Genomic DNA, 20,409 nt, shown 5'->3' on the forward strand with positions numbered 1-20,409 from the left:
ACACGTTCGTCACGATGTCGACGACAGCGTTGCAGGTCTGAAACACTTCATGCGATCAACACGGTGGCGTTTTTTTTGGCATACGCCTGACGTGTAATGACAGCGGGCGCTTGCTTCATATGGCACGCCGTTTGCATGATCGAATTCAGAAATCGAAAGGCTCAACGCGCGCCATGCGACTTCGGCGCCACCTAGCCAATCGACCAGGCGGGGGACAGTTCAATGAAGTCAAATCGACGAGCGGACAGTGCGCGCGTATCGATCCGCAGCACGATCGTCATCGAAACCGGCTGCCGGATCCCGGCGGCCGGTTTCGAACGCGCGCCGTCACGAGAACCGTCCAGGGCTGGGCCGCATCGTGCCGACGACGATTGTCCGGTTGCCGCGGCTCGCTTCGGCTAAGATCCAGCCACCGTCCCGATGCCGCTCATCATGACCGCACGTTCCCGCAATCGTCTGGCAGCGTGGCTTGGCATGTTTGCCATGCTGCTCGTCGTCATTGCGCCGCTCGTGAGCCATGGCCTGGTCTCCCATGACCAGAATGCGCCAGTCGCATCGATCTGTTCGGCCGATGGACAGCCCGACGCAGACAATCACGCCCTTGCCGCTGACCATTTCGCGGCTTGCGGGTATTGCGACCTGCTCGTGCATCATGCGGCTGCACCGTCACCGTCCTTGCCGCAATGGCTGGCGGTTCCCGGCTATGCCGTCGCATATCCAGCGGCTTCACGCCCGTTCGTCCTTCGGGATATCCCCCGGGCGGGCCGGCCCCGCGATTCGCCGTTCTATCTCTGACGTAGGCACTCCAGCAGTTGATCCGGACAGGCTCCCCCGCGGCGCGTGAAACGCCCGCGGCCACGAGCCGGCAATCGGGTCATCTCGCACCGCGCGTCCGCCATGTTGCGGATCACGCGCGTGCATGCACACGACATGAGAGGGGAACGAGATGCGAATCGAATCGAAGCAGACCGTCGGCGCGGCGTTGGCCGCGTTCGCCTGTCTGACGGGCTTGACCCTGCCGGGGGCCGCCCACGCCTGCGCGACCTGTGGCTGCTCGCTGAGCACGGATGCCGCGACGGGGTATTCGGCCATGCCGGGCTGGCGTATCAGCCTGGACTACACTTTCATCCCGCAGAACCAGTTGCGCAGCGGATCGCATGCGGTTTCGGCCGTCGTACCGGCGGCGATCAATGCGGCAGGCGGCAGCCAGGAGGTCGAGAACCAGACGATCAACCGCTACTGGAACCTGGGCATCAGCTACAGCCCGAATCCCAAGTGGAACTTCAGCGCGATCGTGCCGTTCGTCGATCGTGGCCACTCGACGTACGGGAATGCCACGCCGGACCAGCTCACATCCGACAATCTGAGCGGCGTCACCAGCAAGGGGCTGGGCGACATCAAGCTGATCGCCAGCTATCAGGGCTTCCTGCCGACCCGCAATCTCGGCGTGCAACTGGGGGTCAAGCTGCCGACGGGAAAGTACGGCGGCCAGAACGTGCTGACGGGCGCCAACGTCGGGCGTAGCCCGGTGTTTTTCTCGTCAGGCCCGAACAGCGCGAACGGCCAGGCCCTCGATACGAGCCTGCAGCCCGGGACGGGCAGTACCGATCTGATCGTCGGTGCGTACTACTATCAGCCGATCAGCCAGAATTTCGACGCGTTCATCAACGGTCAATTCCAGGCTGCGGTGGTCGAGAATCTTCGCGGCCTCGGCGAGGACTTCCGGCCCGGTAACCAGGCGACGGTCAGCGTCGGCCTGCGTTACGAGGAGAACCCGAGGATCGTGCCGCAGCTCCAGGTCAACGTGACGCGCAAGAGTTCGGACCAGGGGGCGCTCGCCGACACCGGCAACACGGCCGGCACGGTCGTTTATCTGTCGCCCGGCGTGACGGTGAACGTCGTGAAGAACCTGAACGTCTATGCGTTCGTCCAGAAGGCGCTGTATAGCAGGCTCAGCGGCTATCAGCTGTTTCCGCGCTGGTCGGGCACGGTGGGGGCGAGCTATGCGTTCTGACGGTTTTGGCCGAAGCAGCAGGCGTCGCCGGGCGAGGCGCGACTGGCTGCGCATGGCCGGAGGGCTTGCACTGGGCGCCGGCGTCGGCGGATGGCTGCCGGCGGCGCAGGCCGGCAGTCTGACGGTCGGCCGTCCGGCGCCCGGCCTCGTCCTGTATACGCTCGACGGACAAAGTATCGCCAGCGAGGATTGGCGGGGTTATGTCGTCATCCTGACCTTCTGGGCCACATGGTGCGAGCCCTGCCGGACCGAACTGCCGCTGTTGTCGGCGTATGCCGCGCGCCATGCGGCGGACGGCCTGCGCGTGCTCGGCTTCAGCCTGGACGGGGCGGACAACCTCGCGGAGGTGCGGCAGGTGGCGGCCGGCCTGAGCTTTCCGGTGGGGCTGTTGGGTAGTGCCTATGCCGGAGGCTACGGGCGCATGTGGCGGATCCCGGTGAACTTCACGATCGACCGGAACGGGCTCCTCGTCGACAATGGCTGGGACGATCCGCAACCGTCGTGGACTGCCGAGCGCCTCGAGCGCGTCGTTGCGCCGCGCTTGCGGAAATAGCGGGCCCAAGGTCCGGCAGCGTGCGAACGAAGTGAACGCCGCTGTCGGTCCGGCCGAGCGGCAGCATGTCGCGCACACGGGTTGTGCGCGACATCATTCGGCTCAACCATCCACCGGCTGCGCCGGCGTGTCGAGCGTCAGCTGATAGAACGCCGCATCGAGCCAGCGGCCGAACTTGAAGCCGGCCTGCGTGATCGTGCCCGAGTGCACGAAGCCCAGTTTCGTATGCAGTGCGATGCTTCCCGCATTGGTCGCATCGATACAGCCGATCACCACGTGCACCTGCGCTTCGCGCGCGCGCCGGACCACTTCGCGCAGCAGCACCTCGCCCAGCCCGCGGCCGCGCTGGTCGCGATGCACGTACACACTGTGTTCGACCGTGTACTTGAAGGCGGGAAACGCGCGGAACGTGCCCCAGCTCGCAAAGCCCAGCAGGGTGCCCGATGCATCGACCGCGCCGATGACCGGGAAGCCGCCCGCGCGCTTCGCCGCGAACCACGCGACCATCGCTTCCGGCGGACGCGGCTTGTAGTCGTACAGCGCGGTCGAGTTCGCGATCGCGTCGTTCAGGATCTCGAGGATGGCCGGCGCATGCTCGGCCTCGCTGCAATCGATCAGGCGCACGTCGTCGCGCTGTTTCGGGGAATTCATACCGGCTCCTGTGGGCAATGGATAGGGCGCGCGCGGCCATTGCGGCGACGCGTTCATCAGGGATTCCGCACGCCGGCGGCGGCAGACGCATCGCAGATCGCGACGACATAACGCGCGGCCTGCGACGACGGATTGCTGAAAATCAGCGGCTGGTCGAGCCGCATGGCCAGGCAGTCACCTTCGTGAAGTTCGTGAAGCGCGTCGCCGAACGTGACGTCGACGCGGCCGCTGATGACCCACACCTGCTGATGCAGCGCGCTTTCGCGCCCGCCGCTGTCGTACGCGACGCGTGCACCGGGCGGGAAATCCACCTCGACGAGCTGGATCGGCGACGGCCAGCCGGCCGGGGAGAGGTTGCGCCGCACGTAGCCGGACGCCGGATCTCGCCATTCGGCCTGCTGCGCGCGGCGGGCCAGCGGCTGCACGGGCGTGTCGTCCTGATCGCCGCCGAACAGGCCGGCCAGCGACACGCCGAGCCCGGCCGCGAGCTTGTCGAGCACGACCGCCGTCGGGCTGGCCGAAGCGCGTTCGATGAGCGAGATCATCGAACGACTGACGCCGGAGCGCGCGGCCAGCGCATCGAGCGTGTAGCCTCGCACGGTGCGCAGGTCGCGTACGCGCCGGGCGATGCGTTCGTTGATGCCGGTGTCGTCGGCAACGGCGGTTGCTGATTCTTTCATGATGGATTTATTTTCCAGCAAACTGGAATTCGATGTCAACGGGGTTTGACCTCAGGCGGCTCGATGGAATTCGAACGGCTTGCTCGGCAGTCGTGCGCGGCGTAATATACGAATCGACTACGTTTCGTTTAATTGGGGATATATGGGCATCATCAAGATTTCCGAGCACATGCACGAGCGGCTGCGCTCGACCAGCACGGCGCTGAGCCGCTCGATCAATGCGCAGGCCGAACACTGGCTGCGCGTCGGGATGCTGGCGGAACTCAATCCGGCGCTGTCCTACGGCGACATCTGCCGAATGCTGATCGAGGCCGAGGCACGGGGCGGCGAGACGGGGCCGGCGGAACCGGTCGAGCACCGCATCGAGCAGGTGGCGTAATGGCGAAACGAGACATCCCGATCCGCGGCGCCGCGGAAATCGCCAAGTCGCGTGAAGCGGCGAAGCTCGCGTCGCAGGTGCTGACGATGATCACCGAGCACGTGAAGCCGGGTGTCACCACCGACGAGCTGGACGTGCTCTGCCGCAACTACATCGTCGACGTGCTCGGCGCGGTCCCGGCGAACATCGGCTATCACGGCTATCCGAAGACCGTGTGCGCGTCGGTCAATCATGTCGTGTGCCACGGCATTCCGACGTCGCGGCCGCTGCGCGACGGCGACATCGTGAACCTCGACATCGCGGTGATCAAGGACGGCTGGTTCGGCGATACGAGCCGCATGTATTTCGTCGGCGAACCGAACGAACTCGCGCGGCGCCTCGTCGCGACGACCTATGAGGCGATGCACGCGGGCATTCGCGCGGTGCGTCCGGGAGCGACGCTCGGCGACGTCGGCTACGCGATCCAGCAGGTCGCGCATCGCGAAGGATTCAGCGTGGTTCGCGAGTACTGCGGGCACGGCATCGGCGACGTCTATCACGACGAGCCGCAGGTGCTGCACTACGGCCGCCCGGGCACCGGCGTGCCGCTCCGGCCGGGGATGATCTTCACGATCGAGCCGATGCTCAACGCGGGCAAGCGCGACACGCGCATGCTGGCGGACGGCTGGACGGTGGTCACGAAGGACCATTCGCTGTCGGCACAATGGGAGCACATGGTCGTCGTGACGGAAACGGGCTTCGAGGTGCTGACCGAGGACGCGAAGCCTCAGGCGTTCCCGGTGTTGTCGGGCACGCACGCCGCCTGATACCTGCAGTGCGCCACGAACGGTGGTGCGGTGGCATAGTGGAGCGGGCCCCTTTGCGGGGCCCGTTTCGTTTTCGTTCGAGGTCGCGAAGCGCGGCGCGATTTACGCGTGAACGCGGTGACCAGCTGCTCGGTGGCGGAGCGCGGCTTAGCCGCCCCTCAACCGCGTGCCTTCTGCCACGCGGATTCGACGAACACGCGGCACAGCGCTTCCATCCCCTTGCGGTCTTCGTCGTCGAAGCGCGCGGCGACCGGGCTGTCGACGTCCCACACGCCGATCAGCGTGCCGTCGGCGGCCACCAGCGGCACGACGATTTCCGATTCCGAGGCGGCGTCGCACGCGATATGGCCGGGGAAGTCATGCACATCGCGCACGACCTGCGTCTCGCGCGTCTGCGCGGCCGTGCCGCACACGCCCTTGCCGAGCGCGATCCGCACGCAGGCCGGCTTGCCCTGGAACGGCCCGACCACGAGTTCCGTCCCGTCGAAGAAGTAGAAGCCGGCCCAGTTGAGACGGTCGAGCGAGTGGTAGACCAGCGCGGAGAAGTTGGCCGCGTTCGCGGTCAGGTCGCGTTCGGACTCGACGAGCGCGCGTGCCTGCTCGACGAGCGTCGCGTATTGATCGGCCTTGGAGGCGTTGGGGTCGTTGGACAGCGTGAACATGGCGGGAAAGCGATCAGGGTTGTGGAATGCGCGATGCGCGTACCGCAGTCTACGGCACGCGCGCAGGGTTTGCAGCGCCCGGTCACGCGTGAAGCGGCGCGCTCAATCGGGTTCGAGTTCGGCAAACCGCTCCGCGAGAAAATCGAGCAGGGCGCGCACCGCTGGCAGCAATCCCCGGCGCGACGCGAACACCGCATGCACGATTTCGCGGCGCGGCGCCCAGTCGGGCAGCACGGTCACCAGCTCGCCGCGCGCAACCTCATCGCGCACCATCATCGTCGGCAACTGCACGATGCCGACGCCCGCGACGGCTGCCGCACGCAGCGCGAGCATGCCGCCCGTCACGAAGCGCGGCTGGTGATGAATTTCCGCGTGAGCGCCGTCGGGCCCGCGCAGCCGCCACACGTGCGCGGACTGCGGGGCGCCGTGATCGAGGCTCGGCAGGCGCGCGAGATCGGCGGGAACGGCCGGGGCGCCGTGCTCGCGCAGCAGCGCCGGGCTCGCGACGAGGCACTGGCCGCGCTCGGCCAGCACGCGCAGCGCGAGATCGCTGTCTTCGAGCGGGGGTGGGCGCACGCGGATCGCGACGTCGATGCCTTCGCCGACCACGTCGACGCGCCGGTTGGTCGCTTCCAGATGAATCTCGACGCGCGGGCACGCGACCATGAACGCGGCGATCATCGTGCCGACCAGCGAATCGAGCAGCACGATCGGGCAACTGACGCGCACGATGCCGCGCGGCTCCTCGTGCAGCAGCGCGATCGCCTCGTCGGCGGCATCGGCCTCGACGAGCATCGCGCGGCAATGCGCGTAATAGGTCTGACCGACGTCGGTGACCGTGAAGCGGCGCGTCGAGCGCTGAATCAGCCGCATCCCGAGCCGCGCCTCGAGCAGCGCGATGCGGCGGCTCAGCTTCGATTTCGGCATGTCCAGCGCCCGCCCGGCTGGCGCGAAGCCGCCGTGTTCGACGACTTGTACGAAGTAATAGAGATCGTTCAGATCCCGCGCTTTATCGTTCATGAAATGGAACGCTGCGTGCGATTTTGGCAGTCTACCGGATCGATCGTTCCACCACTATATTTCTACCCAGGATGCGAAACACGTGTTTCGCCGCAATTCGGAGAAGGCAATGAAGAAGATCCAGGGTGTGTACAGTGCGCCGCGCGGCCATTGGGTCGGCGACGGTTTCCCGGTGCGTTCGATGTTCAGCTACCAGTCCCACGGCGCGCACCTGAGCCCGTTCCTGCTGCTCGATTACGCCGGCCCGACCACGTTCGAGCCTGGCTCGGCCTCGGTACCGCGCGGTGTCGGCCAGCATCCGCACCGCGGGTTCGAAACGGTGACGATCGTCTATGACGGCGAAGTTGCGCACCGCGACTCGACCGGCGCGGGCGGCGTGATTGGCCCGGGCGACGTGCAGTGGATGACGGCCGCGAGCGGGATCCTGCATGAGGAATTCCACTCGGAAGGGTTCACGCAGCGCGGTGGCCCGCTCGAGATGGTGCAGCTGTGGGTGAACTTGCCCGCCGCGGACAAGATGGGCGCGCCCGGCTACCAGACGCTGCTGAACGCCGACATCCCCGTGGTGGAGCTGCCGGACGGCGCGGGGCGCGCGCGGATCATCGCGGGTGAGCTCGACGGGCGGCGCGGCCCGGCCCGCACGCATACGCCGATCGACGTGTGGGACGTGCGGCTCGTGGCCGGTGGCCATGCGCGGTTCCCGATCGCCGACGGGCGTACGCTCGCGGTGGTCGTGCTGAGCGGCACCGTGCAGGTGAATGGCGAGACGGTCGCCCGCGAAGCGCAGTTCGTGCAACTTGGCCGCGATGGCAGCGATGTCGAGATCGAAGCGAACGGCGACGCGAAGCTGCTGATCCTGAGCGGCGAACCGATCGACGAACCCGTCGTCGGTTACGGGCCGTTCGTGATGAACTCGCAAGCGGAGATTCGTACCGCGATCGAGGACTTCAACAGCGGCCGCTTCGGCCAGATGCCGGCATGACGGACAGGCCCCGCGCAATGCGGGGCCTGTTTATATGCGCGGGCAGTCGGTCGCGCGGCGCGTGCGCTTCGAGGCATAATCGTCGATTGCCGCGCGCCGGCCGGCGCGCCCGAATCAGGACCGACCATGAACGCATCCGCTGCATCCCCGAGCGCCGCCGATCTCGACTGGCGCTGGAAATCCTTCGACGCGCTGACGGCGCGCGAAGTCTATTCGATCCTCGAAGCACGCAGCGCGGTGTTCGTCGTCGAGCAGAACTGCGTGTATCGCGACATCGACGACGCGGACCAGGCCGCATGGCACCTGGCCGCCTTCGATCCGGCCGGTCGCCTGGCCGGCTATCTGCGCGTGCTGCTGCCCGATGCGCAGCACACCGATGTTCGCATCGGCCGCGTGCTGACGACCGCCGCGTTTCGCGGCGCGGGCCTCGGCAACGGGCTGCTGTCGCGCGCGCTCGAGCATATCCGCGCGCAGTGGCCGGATACGCCGGTGAGCCTGCATGCGCAGGCCCACTTGCAGCGTTTTTACGGCGCATTCGGCTTCACGCCGAGTTCGGACGTGCACGACGAGGACGGCATCCCGCACGTGTGGATGAGCAGCGCACGCGCGTAATGCGCGATGCGACGCGCCGCCGTCAGTGCGCGGCGTGCGCGACCGGCGGCCGGGCTGCGCGCTGTGCCGCGGCACGTTCATCGATCAGGCGGCCGCGCGCGGACAGCCGCAGCCAGTGGCGCAGCGCGATCAGCGCGCCGATCACGCTCATCATCGAGCCGGGAATCCACAGCAGCAGGCCGCCGATCTGCTGGTCACGCAGCGGGCTCAGCCATGTGAACGCACGGCCGCAGATCGAATAGATCGGATACAGCTCGTGCGGCGTGAAGAAGATCAGCGCGCCGAGCGCGATCTGCGGCGGGATCGCCGCGACGACGATCAGGATCCGGCGGCCCGGCGACAACCGCGCGGGCGGCGCGGGACGCGGATCGACGACGAGCCACCAGAACAGCAGCCCGTCGATCACCATGCTCCAGTTCATCACGCGATAGAGACGCCAGTCGAGCATCGCGATGAAGTGAATCGGCGACAGCAGCCAGAAATAGATCAGCCCGACGAACAGCACGACCGCGACGACGGGATGGAACACCACGTCGAGCGTCGCGCGCACGGGCGCCCACGCGAGCGCGGGGCGCACGAAACGCTGCCGCCAGCGGAACGGAATGCCCGCGCGCATCGCGGCGCCCGGATACGACAGCGCGATGAAGAACGGCCCGAGGTGGTGCAGCACCAGATGCTGCGCGCGGTGCAGGAAGAATTCGTGCTCGAAGAAATAGTCGAGCCGCGTATGCAGCGCGATGTAGAGCGCCGTCAGCCCGAACCAGAACGAGAACTGCCGCAGCGGCGACACCTTCGCCTTCTTCACGCCGCGTGCGAACAGCACGGCGGCGGTCAGCACCGCGATCACCACGGTGGGCGACGGTTCCCACGGATCGAGCCAGTACAGGAGGTTCATCGCGCGCGCATCACTTCGCCTGGGCCGGCGATTTCACGGCGAACGGCGCATCGACCGTTTCGCCGTCGGAGAACTTCAGGCGCAGGTGTACGGTGTCGCCTGGCTTGATCGCGTGCTTCGGCTCCTCGAGCATGAAGTGGTAGCCGCCCGGCGCGATGTCGACCTTGCCGCGCGCGGGGATCGTCAGCTTGTCGACCATTTCCATTTTCTGCGTGGAGCCGTTCGAGACGGTCTGGTGCAGCATCGCCATCCCGTAGTCGGGGCTGTCGACGTCGACGAGATCGACCGGCTTGTCGCTCGTGTTCACGAGCGTCACGTAGCCGCCGGCCGGCAGCTTGTTCGGCAGCCAGCGCACCCAGGCGTCCTGCGCGGTGACCGCGCCGGCGGCATACGCGTGGGCGCCGGCACACAGCGCGGCGAGGAGGGCGAGCGTCTTGAGGGTCGTTGTCGTTTTCATGTCGGGATGAATTCAGGTCGTGGAGGCGGTGTCGATGATCCGGCGCAGATCGGCGGCGATGGCGTCGGGCGAGTCGCGGTCGGTCGCCAGCAGGCGGGCGCGGCCGCTCGCGTCGAAGATATAGACGGCCGAGCTGTGCGTGACTTCGTAGCCGCCGGACGGATCGCGCTTTTCCATCTGGTAGGCGACGCGGTAGCGCTTCGCGAGCGATTCGATCTGGCGGTCGGTGCCGGTCAGGCCGCGCGCATGCGCGGCGTCGAACGCGGCGACATACGATTGCATTGCCTGCGGCGTGTCGCGTGCAGGATCGACCGAGACGAACAGGATGCGCACGTTGTTGGCCTGCGCGCCGAGCTTCGCCAGCACTTCCATCAGCCGCGCCATCGTTTCGGGGCAGACATCGGGGCAGTGCGTGTAGCCGAAGTAGACGAGCGCGACCTGGCCGTGGAACGCATCGGCGTCGACGGGATGGCCGTCGCCGCCCGTCAGCGTGAACGACAGGTCGGGCAGGTGGCCGGTGACGTTGGTCAGGTTCCAGCGCGGCTCGTCGTGCGTGCACGCGGCGAGCGCCACGGCGGCGGCGAGAGCCGCGGCCGTGCGGATGAGGCGGGAGAAGCGCCGGTGCGGCGTGGTGCGAGACGACATCCTGGGGCTCGATCGGACGGAAGGTGGGCCGGCCGGCGCGGCGCCATGCGTCGCGCGGCAGGCGGTTGCGACTGTAGCGCAATTCGCGCGCCCGCGTCCTTTCGAAACCCGTACGCCGCGGGCGAGCGGGGCAATATGTCGCAGTTGACGCGCGCGGCGGCGCGAAGCCGGCGCCGCACCGGTTTCGCCCATCTCGATGCGCAGGCGCGGTAAGATGCGCACAATTCCATTCGCGCAGCGGCCGCCCGGCGTTTGCCCGCCGGCCCTCACACTATCGAATCGATGCAATCCGTTCCGGCTTCCCTGTCCCTGACCGATACCGCGTTCTTCTTCGACTTCGACGGCACGCTCGTCGAACTGGCGCCGACGCCCGACAGCATTCATGTTCCGCCGTCGCTGCTGACGCTGCTCGACGAGTTGCGGCGCCGCTCGCACGGCGCGGTCGCGATCGTGTCCGGGCGCGGCATCGACAATATCGACACGTTCCTGAAGATGCCCGGCATGCCGATCGCCGGCCTGCACGGCGCGGAGCGCCGCGATGCGAACGGCGACACGCAGCGCATCGGCTTCAACGACGAACGCCTGCTGCGCATCGAGCGCGAGCTGGCGGCCGTCGTCGACCGTCATCCGGGCATGCTGCTCGAAATCAAGGGCGCGGCCGTCGCGCTGCACTACCGCAACGCGCCCGAGCGCGAGGCGGCTGCACGCGCGGCCACCGAGCGCCTCGTCGCCGACTATGCCGATGCGTATGTGCTGCAGCCCGGCAAGATGGTGTTCGAGATCAAGCCGAAAGGCGTCGACAAGGGGCGCGCGCTCGCTGCGTTCCTCGACGAGCCGCCGTTCGCGGGGCGTGTGCCGGTGTTCGCGGGCGACGACCTGACCGACGAGAAGGGCTTCGCGGTGGTCAACGCGCGCGGCGGCCTGTCGATCAAGGTCGGCGCGGGCGAGACGTCTGCCCGCGCGCGGCTCGATTCGGTCGACGCGCTGCATGAGCAGATCGCGCGCTGGCTCGGTGCGGAGCAGCCTGACGCATGAGTCGCCTCATCATTGTTTCAAACCGCGTCGCGCCGATTTCGGAAGGCGAACCGGCAGCGGGCGGCCTCGCGATCGGCGTCTACGATGCGCTGAAGGAGACGGGCGGCATGTGGTTCGGCTGGAGCGGCGAGGTCGTCGCGTCCGGTGCGCCGCAGATCCGCGTCGAGGAGCACGGGCCGGTCACGTTCGCGACCATCGGCCTGTCGCGGCGCGACTACGACCAGTATTACCGCGGCTTCTCGAACGCGACGCTGTGGCCCGCGTTTCACTACCGCACCGACCTGATCCAGTACGACCGTCACGAGTTCGAAGGCTATGGCCGCGTGAACGTGTGGCTTGCCCAGCAGCTCGTGCCGCTGCTGCAGGACGACGACGTGATCTGGGTGCACGACTATCACCTGATCCCGTTCGCGCGCGCGCTGCGCGCGGCCGGCGTGAAGAACCGCATCGGCTTCTTCCTGCACATTCCGTTTCCGGCTGCGCAGGTGCTCGTCAGCGTGCCGCCGCATCGCGATCTCGTCGAGTCGCTGTGTGCGTTCGACCTGCTCGGCTTCCAGACCGAACCCGACCTGCGCGCGTTCTGCGACTACGTCGAGTCGGAAGCGGGCGGCACGATCGAGCGCGACGGCCACCTGGCGACGGTGCGCGCATTCGGCCGGACGCTGCGCGCGGCCGCCTATCCGATCGGCGTGCATCCGGACGAGATCGCGTCGCTCGCGCAGGCCGGCGAGCACGGCAAGGCGGTGCGCACGCTCGCGACGTCGCTGCGCGGCCGCAAGCTGATCATGAGCGTCGACCGGCTCGATTACTCGAAGGGGCTCGTCGAGCGCTTTCGCGCGTTCGAGAAGCTGCTCGAGCACGAGCCGTCGCATCGCAATCGCGTGTCGTTCCTGCAGATCGCGCCGTCGACCCGGGCGGAACTGCGCGCGTACCAGGACATCCGCCTGCAGCTCGAAGGGGAGTCGGGGCGCATCAACGGACGCTTCGCCGAGCTCGACTGGGCGCCGATCCTCTATATCCATCGCCAGTACGACCGCCAGCTACTCGCTGCGCTGTACCGGCTCGCGCGGGTCGGCTATGTGACGCCGCTGCGCGACGGGATGAACCTCGTCGCGAAGGAGTACGTGTCCGCGCAGAATCCGGACGATCCGGGCGTGCTCGTGCTGTCGCGCTTCGCCGGCGCCGCGCGCGAGCTGACGGGGGCGCTGATCGTCAATCCGATCGATATCGACGGGATGGCCGATGCGCTGTCGCAGGCGCTGACGATGCCGCTCGCCGAGCGGCGCGCGCGTTATACGGACATGATCGCGCAGCTTCGCGAGAACAACGTGTCGGTGTGGCGCGACAACTTCCTGCGCGATCTGCAGCACGCGTAAACGGCGGTTCATCGAGCGATAAAAAAGCCGCAGTGCCTGAAGCACTGCGGCTTTTTTGTCGGCTGCAGCCGAGGTGTCAGGCCACGCGTTCGCCGGTCGGCGTGCTGCCGTCCGGTGCGGAGTGATGCCGGCCGTGCTGTTTCGCGAGCAGGTCGCGGTACAGGCCCGGACGGTTGCGCAGCACGTCGGGCGGGCCGTCGTCGATCACCTTGCCGTTGTTCATCACGATGATCCGGTCGAAGTTGCGCAGCGTCGACAGGCGGTGGGCGATCGCGATCACCGTGCGGCCGACCATCAGGCGGTCGAGCGCGCTCTGGATCGCTTCCTCGGACGCGCTGTCGAGTGCGGACGTCGCTTCGTCGAGCAGCAGGATCGGCGCATCCTTCAGGATCGCGCGCGCGATCGCGATGCGCTGGCGCTGGCCGCCCGACAGCTTGACGCCGCGGTCGCCGACGATCGTGTCATAGCCTTCCGGCATCGCTTCGATGAATTCCGCGCAGCGCGCGTCGCGCGCGGCGGCGAGCACTTCGTCGCGGGTCGCGTCGGGGCGGCCGTACGCGATGTTGTCGTAGATCGTCCGGTGCAGCAGCGAGATGTCCTGCGGCACGAGCGCGATCGCGTGGCGCAGGCTGTCCTGCGTGATTGTCTTCACGTCCTGGCCGTCGACCTTCACGGCGCCGTCCTGCGTGTCGTAGAAGCGTTGCAGCAGCGCAAGCACGGTCGACTTGCCGGCGCCCGACTTGCCGATCAGGCCGACGCGCTGGCCCGGCTCGATACGGAGGTCGAAGTGGTCGAGGATCGCGCGGCGGTGCGGATACGCGAACGTCACGCGCTCGAAATCGACACGGCCGCCCGTGGCCGACAGCGGCTGCGCGTCGGAGCGGTCCGGCATCCCGTGCGGCTCGAGCAGCGTCTTGACGGCTTCGGACAGGCGCGCGATGTGTTGCGTGACGTCGACGAGTGCGACCGCGAGATCGCGCGTGCCGTGCAGGATCGTGAAGCCGAGCGAGCTGACGAGCACGATGTCGCCCGACGTCGCGCGGCCCTGGTCCCACAGCCACAGCGCCCAGCCGAGCAGGCCGGCGGACAGCATCGCGGTGATCACCGCGTGCAGCAGGCGCAGCTTCTCGAGATAGAGCAGGCTCTGCTGGCGCGCATCCATCTCGGCCTTGACCGTCGCGCCGAAGCGCTTCTGCTCGCGCAGCGTCATCCCGAACGCACGCACGAGGCCCATGTTGCCGATCACGTCGACGAGCTCGCCGTCGACCGCCGCGGCCTTCGCCGCGAACGCGTGGTGGCGGGCCGAGCCGCGCCCGGCGAGCTTGAACAGGATGACGGACAGCACGGCCGAACAGCCGAGCAGGCCGGCGGCCATCATCGGATTGACGACGATGATCATCAGGATCGCGCCCATCACCGCGATGCACGGCGGCAGTACGTTCCACGCCATCGTGTTCTCCGACGTGTAGACCGCGTTCGACGTGGCCGTGATGCGGCTCGCCAGCGTGCCGGGCTGCTTTTCGGCGTAGTAGGTGGGCGAATGGCCGATCAGGTACTGGAACAAGTCGCGCCGCAGATCGCCGGTGACCGCGACGAACGTGTGCGCGGCGAACCAGCCGCCGACGCGCCACAGCAGGTTGTCGGCCGCGATCAGCCCGACGAGCAGCGCGAACGCGCTCCACAGCGGGCCGGGGTGATGCCGCCCGGTCGCCAGCACGTCGATCAGGTGCTTGATCGCGTATTGCGAGCCGAGCGCGCAGCCGACGGCGGCCAGCACGCTGCAGAGCACGATCAGGTGGGCGACGGGATGCAGGCGGATGTAGCGGAACAGGAACGCGATCGGTCGATGCGCGTAGCTCGACAGCTTCGCGTTGTGGGCGTTGCGCTGGGCAGGGGTGAGAGATTCCAAAATATGCGTGCGGTGATTCGGTGAGTGAGCGTGGCGGCTGGATCGCAGGCCGGCGTTCGCCCGGACTGAATAATCCGGCATTGTAAACAAGCCCGCGTGTCGCGCTGCGCGAATCTTGCCTTGGCCAGGGGCTCGCGGTCGATTTTGAGATAAAATCCGGCATCCCGTCCTGCCTCATGTGCCGGAATCACGCTGCCGGCGGTCACGGGGTCAAGGAATGCCAAAAGGGCCTTCCACTCTAGAACGGACACCCAAGTCCGCGGGTTGCAAAGTGTTGCACCTTTGTAACAAAGTAAAGTGTTTGAAATGTTGTGCGCCGTATCGGGATTAACCCTAGATAATCGGCTCCGGGTTCGATTCCAGGTTTTTTACGAACCCCTGTCAACGGGTCTTCGTTTCAAACGTTCTATGCCTGTCGCGTCGCCGACGCTCCTTGAGCAGCGCGGGTTCGACGCCCCCGGCAGGCTGATTCGTCCGATCTTCGGACGACCTGCATCCAGCCCGGACCGCCGGCAGGTTGCCGACCCATACCTGGTTTTTAGCCGATTTTTTAGGAGTTACGCATGCGAATCGCCCAAATCGCTCCGTTGCACGAAGCGGTGCCCCCGAAACTGTACGGTGGCACCGAGCGAGTGGTGTCCTACCTCACCGAAGCACTCGTCGAGATGGGGCATGACGTCACGCTCTTCGCGAGCGGCGATTCGCAAACCTCCGCGAAGCTCGAAGCCTGCTGGCCGCAGGCGCTGCGCCTCGACCCGACGATCCGCGACGTGATGGCCCCGCACATGCTGCTCCTCGAGCAGGTGCGCCGTCGCGCGGAAGAGTTCGATGTCCTGCACTGCCACATCGACTACTACCCGTTCTCGCTGTTCTCGCGCCAGCCGGTCCCGCATCTGACGACGATGCACGGCCGTCTCGACCTGCCGGAACTGCAGCCGATCTTCAACGCATTCAGCGACGTGCCGGTCGTGTCGATCTCCGACAACCAGCGCATCCCGCTGCCGCAGGCGAACTGGCTGTCGACCGTCTACCACGGCCTGCCGGAAAACCTGCTGACGCCGATCCCGAACGTCAAGCCGAGCTACCTCGCGTTCCTGGGCCGCATCTCGCCGGAGAAGCGCGTCGACACGGCGATCCGCATCGCCGAGCAGGCCGGCCTGCCGATCAAGATCGCCGCGAAGCTCGACAAGGCTGACCGCGCGTACTACGAAGAGAAGATCAAGCCGCTGTTCGCGCTGCCGCACGTCGAGTACATCGGCGAAATCAGCGAGTCCGAAAAGACCGAATTCCTCGGCAACGCGCACGCGCTGCTGTTCCCGATCGACTGGCCGGAGCCCTTCGGCCTGGTGATGATCGAGGCGATGGCTTGCGGCACGCCGGTGATCGCGTTCAAGCGCGGCTCGGTGCCGGAAGTGATCGACAACGGCGTGTCGGGCTTCGTCGTCGAAGACGAGCTGTCGGCGGTTGCCGCGCTCAAGCGCCTCGATACGCTGCCGCGCGAGAAGGTCCGCGCCGCGTTCGAAGCCCGCTTCTCGTCGAAGGTGATGGCGCAGAACTACGTGAAGGGCTACGAGGAACTGCTGCGCCAGAAGCGCCGCACGGTGCTGCGCGAAGTCAACGCAAGCTGATTGCGGGCCGCCGCCGCGCTGCGGCGCGCGGCTTGCCATCGACGCCCCGTCCGGGTTCCCGGCGGGGCGTTGTCACATCCACGGCGCGGATCTGTTGTATTCTCGCCGCGCCCGACGCCGCGAACGGCCCCCGAAGCGGCCCGGCAGGGCATCCGTCCGTCTGTCCAGACGGTAATGTCCCTATAATGGCCGTGCCGTGAAATCCGGCCCCGCACGAATATCCAGAGGAGAGCAGTCTTGGCGAGAACGAAATCCACGCGCGCAGCGCCGGCCCCCGGCGCCGGTGTGATCTTCGCGTTGCGTGCGATCGGTCTCGTGCTGCTCGCGCGCTGGCTGTTCTCGATGTCCCAGATGGGCTATCGCTCGTCGCTGTCGGCGATGGTGTCGTCGCCCTGGGCGTTCATCTACCTGCTGCTGATCTTCCTGCTGCTCGCGCTGCCGGGCGCCGTCGCGCGCGCCGAACGGCCGTTTCATCCGCTGCCGCAGTGGCTGCGCCAGGCGCTACGCGTCTTCGCGCTGATCGGTTTCCTGTTCGCGGTCTGGTCGATCGGCATGTTCGTCTGGGTGGACGGCTGGCGCCTCGCGCTGCATGCGGTGACGGCGACCAACGGCTGGCTCGTCGCCGCACCGGCACTTTATGCGGCGATCGTCTGGATCTGCCGCCCGCGGCCGCTGTGGCGGACCAACGTGGCCGCGCGCCGCTTCGCGGTCGGCCGTTATGCGATTTCGCTCGACGTGCTGACGCGCACCGCGATCGTGTGGATGGAAAGCCGCAAGGTCGGCCAGTACGATGCGCGCGAACTGTCGGTGCGCTGGCCCGGCCGCGCGGCGCCTGCCGCAGGCGACGGTGCAGCGGACGCGCAGCCGGCCGTCGTGCCGCCGCGCCGCGGCAGCTTCTTCAATCGACCGAAGGTCGAACTGCTGTGGGATTCCCCGGCGGCCGTCGGCCATAACCGGCAGATCGTCATGCGTGCGCCGCTCGCGACCGAGGGCGACCGCGTCGCGGTGCTCGCGCTCGACGCCGCGCTCAAGCAGATCGTCTGACAAGTCCCGCGCACGGCGTGCGGGCGACAAGGAGGCGTGATGATCGTCCGCTGGTTGCTGGCTGCCGTTCACCTGAGTGCGTTCGGCGTCGCGTTTGCCGCGATCGCGGGGCGTAACCGCGCGTTGCGCCGGCTCATCGCGTCGGCGCAGGCGGCCGACTTGCCCGGCGTATTCAAGGCGGATGCCGCGTGGGGGCTAGCGGCGCTCGTGCTGATCGTGACGGGCCTGATGCGCGCGTTCGGCGGTTTCGAGAAGGGCGCCGCGTATTACCTGCACGAACCGCTCTTTCACTTGAAGATGACCGCGCTCGTGGTGATCCTGCTGCTCGAGGTCGTGCCGATGCTCGGGCTGATCCGGTGGCGCATCGCCGCGCGGCAGCAGCAGATGCCCGATCTCGGCCGTGCGCGCACCTATGTGCGGATCGGCCATTGGCAGGCGGTGCTGGTGATCGTCATCGTGTTCGCCGCGTCGGGGATGGCGAGGGGGATTGGGCTGGCCGGGTAGGTGCGGCCGGCCAGGGCTGGCCGAGTAGGCCCGGCCCAAGTTCGACCGGGCGACCCTGCCGCCCGGCCGCACCCGCACTCAGCGCACGAGGCAGGGGCGCTTGTTGTTGAAGGTCCAGCCCGGAATCAGATACTGCATCGCCGCCGCGTCGTCGCGGGCACCGAGCCCGTGCTGCTTGTACAGCTTGTGCGCGACCGCGACGGCATCCATGTCGATATCGATGCCGAGCCCCGGCCGTTTCGGCACTTCCACCAGCCCGTTCTCGATCTTCAGCGGTTCGCGCGTCAGCCGCTCGCCGTCCTGCCAGATCCAGTGCGTGTCGATCGCGGTGACCTGGCCCGGCGCGGCGGCCGCGACGTGCGTGAACATCGCGAGCGACACGTCGAAGTGATTGTTCGAATGCGAGCCCCATGTGAGGCCCCAGTCGCGGCACATCTGCGCGACGCGCACCGAACCCTGCATCGTCCAGAAGTGCGGATCGGCGAGCGGGATGTCGACGGCCTGCAGCTGCACCGCGTGACCCATTTGCCGCCAGTCGGTCGCAATCATGTTGGTGGCCGTCGGCAGCCCCGTCGCGCGGCGGAATTCCGCCATCACCTCGCGGCCCGAGTAGCCGTTCTCCGCGCCGCACGGATCTTCCGCGTAGGCGAGCACGTGATGCTGGTCGCGGCACAGCCGCACGGCCTCGTCGAGCGACCACGCGCCATTCGGGTCGAGCGTCACGCGCGCGTCGGGGAAGCGCTCGGCGAGCGCCGTCACGGCCTCGATCTCGCTCGCGCCTTCGAATACGCCGCCCTTCAGCTTGAAGTCGTTGAAGCCGTAGCGCGCATGCGCGGCCTCGGCCAGCCGCACGACGGCCTCGGGCGTCAGCGCGGCTTCGTCTCGCACGCGCGTCCAGTCGTCGGTCGCGCCGCTGCCGTCGCGGTAGGCGAGCGCGGTCTTCGTGCGGTCGCCGATGTAGAACAGGTAGCCGAGCATTTCGACGCGCTCGCGCTGCTGGCCCTCGCCGAGCAGCGCGGCGACCGGCACGCCGAGATGCTGGCCGAGCAGGTCGAGCAGCGCGGCTTCGAGCGCGGTGACCGCGTGGATCGTCGTGCGCAGGTCGAAGGTCTGCAGCCCGCGGCCGCTCGCGTCGCGGTCGGCGAAGGTGCGCCGCACGTCGTTGAGCACCGCGTGGTAATTGCCGACCGGCTGGCCGACGACGAGCGCGCGCGCATCGTCGAGCGTGCGGCGGATGCTTTCGCCGCCCGGGACTTCGCCGACGCCGGTGCGGCCCGCGCTGTCCTTCAGGATCACGAGGTTGCGGGTGAAGAACGGGCCGTGTGCGCCGCTCAGGTTGAGCAGCATGCTGTCGTGGCCGGCGACCGGAATCGCTTGCAGGTCGACGATACGCGGCGTGTCGTGGGAGGGCGAGGCAGTGACGGCGTTCATGGGCGGCGATGGCGAAAGGGTGGGCAATGCCGTGCGGCAAAAGCTTTGCCGCGCGCGACGGGAGGTGCGATCATTCGACAACCGACATGCGCGGCGCGCAAGCCCCGCAGGTCGACGCAACCCGAAACGGGGTGGGAGCGACAACCTGACCAGCGGAGCACAGAACGCGAACGCTGGCTGATCGTAAGACATGGGACCAGGCGGCGCAGGACTGCTCGCTTGAGTCGACAGGAGATCCGTGTTTCGATCATCAGTCGTCGGATGACTTGTGACGCAGTATAATGAATCATCGGCTTTCGCTCAAACCCCGCGTAAACCCTCGGCTCACATTACGATCATTCAAAAAGGAACCGGCCTCATGTCCGTGCCTACGCTTCCCGCAGCGCCGCGCCGTCGCGCACGCAGCCTCGCACAAGATGTCGTCGACGCGCTGACCGCGCAGATCGAAAACGGCACGCTGCGTCCCGGCGACAAGCTGCCGACCGAAACCGAAGTCATGGCGGCGCAGGGAGTGAGCCGGACGGTCGTGCGCGAGGCGATCTCGCGGATGCAGGCGAGCGGCCTCGTCGAGACGCGCCACGGCATCGGCAGCTTCGTGCTGGAGCCGTCGCGCCGCCAGACGCTCGGCATCGACCCGGCGACGATCACGACGCTGCGCGACGTGCTCGCGGTGCTGGAACTGCGCATCAGCCTCGAAAGCGAATGCGCGAGCCTGGCCGCGCAACGCGCGAACGATACCGACCTGGCCGCGCTGCGGCGCGCGCTCGACGCGATCGCATCGGGGGCGGGCGGCGGCCGCGACACGGCGCAGCTCGACTTCCAGTTCCACCTGCAGATCGCGCAGTCCACCGGCAACCGCTATTTCGTCGACATCATGACGCAGCTCGGCACGTCGATCATTCCGCGCACGCGCGTGAATTCGGCCCGCTTTGCCGGCGACGATCTGGAGCGCTACGTCGGCCGGCTGAACCACGAGCACGAGGATATCTACGAGGCGATCGCGCGCCACGACCCGGAAGCGGCACGCGCGGCGATGCGCACGCACCTCACCAACAGCCGCGAGCGGCTGCGCCGCGCGCACGAGGCGGCCGAGGCCGAGGCCGGCTGACGCACCGGGCGGCGCGGC

General features: G+C 67.6%; 22 protein-coding genes. 13 read left to right on the forward strand and 9 right to left on the reverse strand.

What is annotated here, in order from left to right; all coding sequences use genetic code 11:
* Window positions 1-483: 483 nt before the first annotated feature.
* From LGM56_RS36935 to LGM56_RS12020, 3 genes are all read left to right on the forward strand, one after another.
* Window positions 484-795 (forward strand): DUF2946 family protein, encoded by a 312-nt coding sequence (locus tag LGM56_RS36935; RefSeq protein ID WP_319000755.1) that lies wholly within the window; start codon window positions 484-486, stop codon window positions 793-795.
* Between the two features lie 151 nt (window positions 796-946).
* On the forward strand, window positions 947-2,014 hold the full coding sequence (locus LGM56_RS12015; protein WP_226204702.1) for a transporter: 1,068 nt from the start codon (window positions 947-949) through the stop codon (window positions 2,012-2,014).
* Complete coding sequence (locus LGM56_RS12020) at window positions 2,004-2,567, forward strand: TlpA disulfide reductase family protein (RefSeq protein ID WP_226204704.1); 564 nt, start codon at window positions 2,004-2,006, stop codon at window positions 2,565-2,567. The genes LGM56_RS12015 and LGM56_RS12020 overlap by 11 nt, the downstream gene beginning before the upstream one ends.
* A 102-nt stretch (window positions 2,568-2,669) precedes the next feature.
* On the opposite strand, the gene LGM56_RS12025 is transcribed toward LGM56_RS12020, so the two are convergent.
* Together LGM56_RS12025 and LGM56_RS12030 are read right to left on the reverse strand one after the other, a co-directional pair.
* The gene (locus LGM56_RS12025; RefSeq protein WP_089494387.1) at window positions 2,670-3,218 is read right to left on the reverse strand and encodes a GNAT family N-acetyltransferase; all 549 of its coding nucleotides are present in this window, start codon (window positions 3,216-3,218) and stop codon (window positions 2,670-2,672) included.
* Between the two features lie 56 nt (window positions 3,219-3,274).
* Window positions 3,275-3,898 carry a helix-turn-helix domain-containing protein gene (locus LGM56_RS12030; protein ID WP_226204706.1) on the reverse strand — a complete coding sequence of 208 codons (624 nt, stop codon included), beginning with the start codon at window positions 3,896-3,898 and terminating at the stop codon, window positions 3,275-3,277.
* 142 nt (window positions 3,899-4,040) lie between these two features.
* Here LGM56_RS12030 and LGM56_RS12035 point away from each other — a divergent pair, with 142 nt between their 5' ends.
* A complete protein-coding gene (locus LGM56_RS12035; RefSeq protein ID WP_089439561.1) occupies window positions 4,041-4,277 on the forward strand; it encodes a ParD-like family protein in 237 nt (78 codons plus the stop codon).
* Window positions 4,277-5,083, forward strand: a complete 807-nt coding sequence (map, locus tag LGM56_RS12040; RefSeq protein WP_226204708.1) for a type I methionyl aminopeptidase — start codon at window positions 4,277-4,279, stop codon at window positions 5,081-5,083. Before LGM56_RS12035 ends, map begins: the two co-directional genes overlap by 1 nt.
* A gap of 158 nt (window positions 5,084-5,241) precedes the next feature.
* On the opposite strand, the gene LGM56_RS12045 is transcribed toward map, so the two are convergent.
* Both LGM56_RS12045 and LGM56_RS12050 read right to left on the reverse strand, forming a co-directional pair.
* On the reverse strand, window positions 5,242-5,745 hold the full coding sequence (locus LGM56_RS12045) for a GAF domain-containing protein (protein WP_011351430.1): 504 nt from the start codon (window positions 5,743-5,745) through the stop codon (window positions 5,242-5,244).
* Window positions 5,746-5,847: 102 nt separating this feature from the next.
* On the reverse strand, window positions 5,848-6,765 hold the full coding sequence (locus tag LGM56_RS12050; protein WP_069247501.1) for a LysR family transcriptional regulator: 918 nt from the start codon (window positions 6,763-6,765) through the stop codon (window positions 5,848-5,850).
* Between the two features lie 109 nt (window positions 6,766-6,874).
* Between LGM56_RS12050 and LGM56_RS12055 the strand changes: the two genes are divergently transcribed.
* Together LGM56_RS12055 and LGM56_RS12060 are read left to right on the forward strand one after the other, a co-directional pair.
* Window positions 6,875-7,747, forward strand: a complete 873-nt coding sequence (locus LGM56_RS12055) for a pirin family protein (protein WP_226204710.1) — start codon at window positions 6,875-6,877, stop codon at window positions 7,745-7,747.
* Window positions 7,748-7,873: 126 nt separating this feature from the next.
* Complete coding sequence (locus LGM56_RS12060) at window positions 7,874-8,359, forward strand: GNAT family N-acetyltransferase (protein WP_034186526.1); 486 nt, start codon at window positions 7,874-7,876, stop codon at window positions 8,357-8,359.
* Window positions 8,360-8,381: 22 nt separating this feature from the next.
* Here the strand turns inward: LGM56_RS12060 and LGM56_RS12065 are convergent, their stop codons facing one another.
* From LGM56_RS12065 to LGM56_RS12075, 3 genes are read right to left on the reverse strand one after another with little or no spacing between them, the layout of a single operon-like run.
* Window positions 8,382-9,254 carry a cytochrome c oxidase assembly protein gene (locus LGM56_RS12065; RefSeq protein ID WP_089439565.1) on the reverse strand — a complete coding sequence of 291 codons (873 nt, stop codon included), beginning with the start codon at window positions 9,252-9,254 and terminating at the stop codon, window positions 8,382-8,384.
* A 10-nt stretch (window positions 9,255-9,264) separates the two neighbouring features.
* Window positions 9,265-9,711, reverse strand: coding sequence for a copper chaperone PCu(A)C (locus LGM56_RS12070; RefSeq protein WP_226204712.1), 447 nt, complete (start codon window positions 9,709-9,711; stop codon window positions 9,265-9,267).
* A 12-nt stretch (window positions 9,712-9,723) separates the two neighbouring features.
* Entirely contained in the window at window positions 9,724-10,356 is a 633-nt protein-coding gene (locus LGM56_RS12075; RefSeq protein WP_226204714.1) for an SCO family protein, read from the reverse strand.
* Between the two features lie 282 nt (window positions 10,357-10,638).
* On the opposite strand from LGM56_RS12075, the gene otsB reads away from it, so the two are divergent.
* Together otsB and otsA are read left to right on the forward strand one after the other, a co-directional pair.
* On the forward strand, window positions 10,639-11,391 hold the full coding sequence (gene otsB, locus LGM56_RS12080; protein ID WP_089494394.1) for a trehalose-phosphatase: 753 nt from the start codon (window positions 10,639-10,641) through the stop codon (window positions 11,389-11,391).
* Window positions 11,388-12,767 (forward strand): alpha,alpha-trehalose-phosphate synthase (UDP-forming), encoded by a 1,380-nt coding sequence (gene otsA, locus LGM56_RS12085; RefSeq protein ID WP_089494395.1) that lies wholly within the window; start codon window positions 11,388-11,390, stop codon window positions 12,765-12,767. Before otsB ends, otsA begins: the two co-directional genes overlap by 4 nt.
* 76 nt (window positions 12,768-12,843) lie before the next feature.
* On the opposite strand, the gene LGM56_RS12090 is transcribed toward otsA, so the two are convergent.
* Window positions 12,844-14,676, reverse strand: a complete 1,833-nt coding sequence (locus tag LGM56_RS12090; RefSeq protein WP_089494396.1) for an ABC transporter ATP-binding protein — start codon at window positions 14,674-14,676, stop codon at window positions 12,844-12,846.
* A gap of 563 nt (window positions 14,677-15,239) precedes the next feature.
* On the opposite strand from LGM56_RS12090, the gene LGM56_RS12095 reads away from it, so the two are divergent.
* From LGM56_RS12095 to LGM56_RS12105, 3 genes are all read left to right on the forward strand, one after another.
* Window positions 15,240-16,304 carry a glycosyltransferase family 4 protein gene (locus LGM56_RS12095; RefSeq protein ID WP_006476459.1) on the forward strand — a complete coding sequence of 355 codons (1,065 nt, stop codon included), beginning with the start codon at window positions 15,240-15,242 and terminating at the stop codon, window positions 16,302-16,304.
* Between the two features lie 237 nt (window positions 16,305-16,541).
* Complete coding sequence (locus tag LGM56_RS12100) at window positions 16,542-17,348, forward strand: hypothetical protein (protein ID WP_226204716.1); 807 nt, start codon at window positions 16,542-16,544, stop codon at window positions 17,346-17,348.
* Window positions 17,349-17,387: 39 nt separating this feature from the next.
* Window positions 17,388-17,852, forward strand: a complete 465-nt coding sequence (locus tag LGM56_RS12105) for a DUF2214 family protein (RefSeq protein WP_226204718.1) — start codon at window positions 17,388-17,390, stop codon at window positions 17,850-17,852.
* A gap of 78 nt (window positions 17,853-17,930) precedes the next feature.
* Here the strand turns inward: LGM56_RS12105 and gudD are convergent, their stop codons facing one another.
* Entirely contained in the window at window positions 17,931-19,283 is a 1,353-nt protein-coding gene (gene gudD / locus LGM56_RS12110; RefSeq protein WP_226204720.1) for a glucarate dehydratase, read from the reverse strand.
* Window positions 19,284-19,641: 358 nt separating this feature from the next.
* Between gudD and LGM56_RS12115 the strand changes: the two genes are divergently transcribed.
* Window positions 19,642-20,391 (forward strand): FadR/GntR family transcriptional regulator, encoded by a 750-nt coding sequence (locus LGM56_RS12115; RefSeq protein ID WP_089483607.1) that lies wholly within the window; start codon window positions 19,642-19,644, stop codon window positions 20,389-20,391.
* The last annotated feature ends 18 nt before the right edge of the window (window positions 20,392-20,409 follow it).

Origin of the sequence: Burkholderia sp. AU38729 (genome assembly GCF_020419725.1) — a bacterium.
Classification (GTDB): Bacteria; Pseudomonadota; Gammaproteobacteria; order Burkholderiales; family Burkholderiaceae; genus Burkholderia.

Bases quoted from the DNA above. Each gene is read 5' to 3' on its own strand.
- LGM56_RS12045 (WP_011351430.1), bottom strand. From the start codon at position 5,745: ATGTTCACGCTGTCCAACGACCCCAACGCCTCCAAGGCCGATCAATAC.
- LGM56_RS36935 (WP_319000755.1), top strand. From the start codon at position 484: ATGCTGCTCGTCGTCATTGCGCCGCTCGTGAGCCATGGCCTGGTCTCC.
- LGM56_RS12075 (WP_226204714.1), bottom strand. From the start codon at position 10,356: ATGTCGTCTCGCACCACGCCGCACCGGCGCTTCTCCCGCCTCATCCGC.
- LGM56_RS12050 (WP_069247501.1), bottom strand. From the start codon at position 6,765: ATGAACGATAAAGCGCGGGATCTGAACGATCTCTATTACTTCGTACAA.
- gudD (WP_226204720.1), bottom strand. From the start codon at position 19,283: ATGAACGCCGTCACTGCCTCGCCCTCCCACGACACGCCGCGTATCGTC.
- otsA (WP_089494395.1), top strand. From the start codon at position 11,388: ATGAGTCGCCTCATCATTGTTTCAAACCGCGTCGCGCCGATTTCGGAA.
- LGM56_RS12030 (WP_226204706.1), bottom strand. From the start codon at position 3,898: ATGAAAGAATCAGCAACCGCCGTTGCCGACGACACCGGCATCAACGAA.
- LGM56_RS12095 (WP_006476459.1), top strand. From the start codon at position 15,240: ATGCGAATCGCCCAAATCGCTCCGTTGCACGAAGCGGTGCCCCCGAAA.
- LGM56_RS12065 (WP_089439565.1), bottom strand. From the start codon at position 9,254: ATGAACCTCCTGTACTGGCTCGATCCGTGGGAACCGTCGCCCACCGTG.
- map (WP_226204708.1), top strand. From the start codon at position 4,277: ATGGCGAAACGAGACATCCCGATCCGCGGCGCCGCGGAAATCGCCAAG.
- LGM56_RS12035 (WP_089439561.1), top strand. From the start codon at position 4,041: ATGGGCATCATCAAGATTTCCGAGCACATGCACGAGCGGCTGCGCTCG.
- LGM56_RS12060 (WP_034186526.1), top strand. From the start codon at position 7,874: ATGAACGCATCCGCTGCATCCCCGAGCGCCGCCGATCTCGACTGGCGC.
- LGM56_RS12015 (WP_226204702.1), top strand. From the start codon at position 947: ATGCGAATCGAATCGAAGCAGACCGTCGGCGCGGCGTTGGCCGCGTTC.
- LGM56_RS12105 (WP_226204718.1), top strand. From the start codon at position 17,388: ATGATCGTCCGCTGGTTGCTGGCTGCCGTTCACCTGAGTGCGTTCGGC.
- LGM56_RS12070 (WP_226204712.1), bottom strand. From the start codon at position 9,711: ATGAAAACGACAACGACCCTCAAGACGCTCGCCCTCCTCGCCGCGCTG.
- LGM56_RS12020 (WP_226204704.1), top strand. From the start codon at position 2,004: ATGCGTTCTGACGGTTTTGGCCGAAGCAGCAGGCGTCGCCGGGCGAGG.
- otsB (WP_089494394.1), top strand. From the start codon at position 10,639: ATGCAATCCGTTCCGGCTTCCCTGTCCCTGACCGATACCGCGTTCTTC.
- LGM56_RS12025 (WP_089494387.1), bottom strand. From the start codon at position 3,218: ATGAATTCCCCGAAACAGCGCGACGACGTGCGCCTGATCGATTGCAGC.
- LGM56_RS12055 (WP_226204710.1), top strand. From the start codon at position 6,875: ATGAAGAAGATCCAGGGTGTGTACAGTGCGCCGCGCGGCCATTGGGTC.
- LGM56_RS12115 (WP_089483607.1), top strand. From the start codon at position 19,642: ATGTCCGTGCCTACGCTTCCCGCAGCGCCGCGCCGTCGCGCACGCAGC.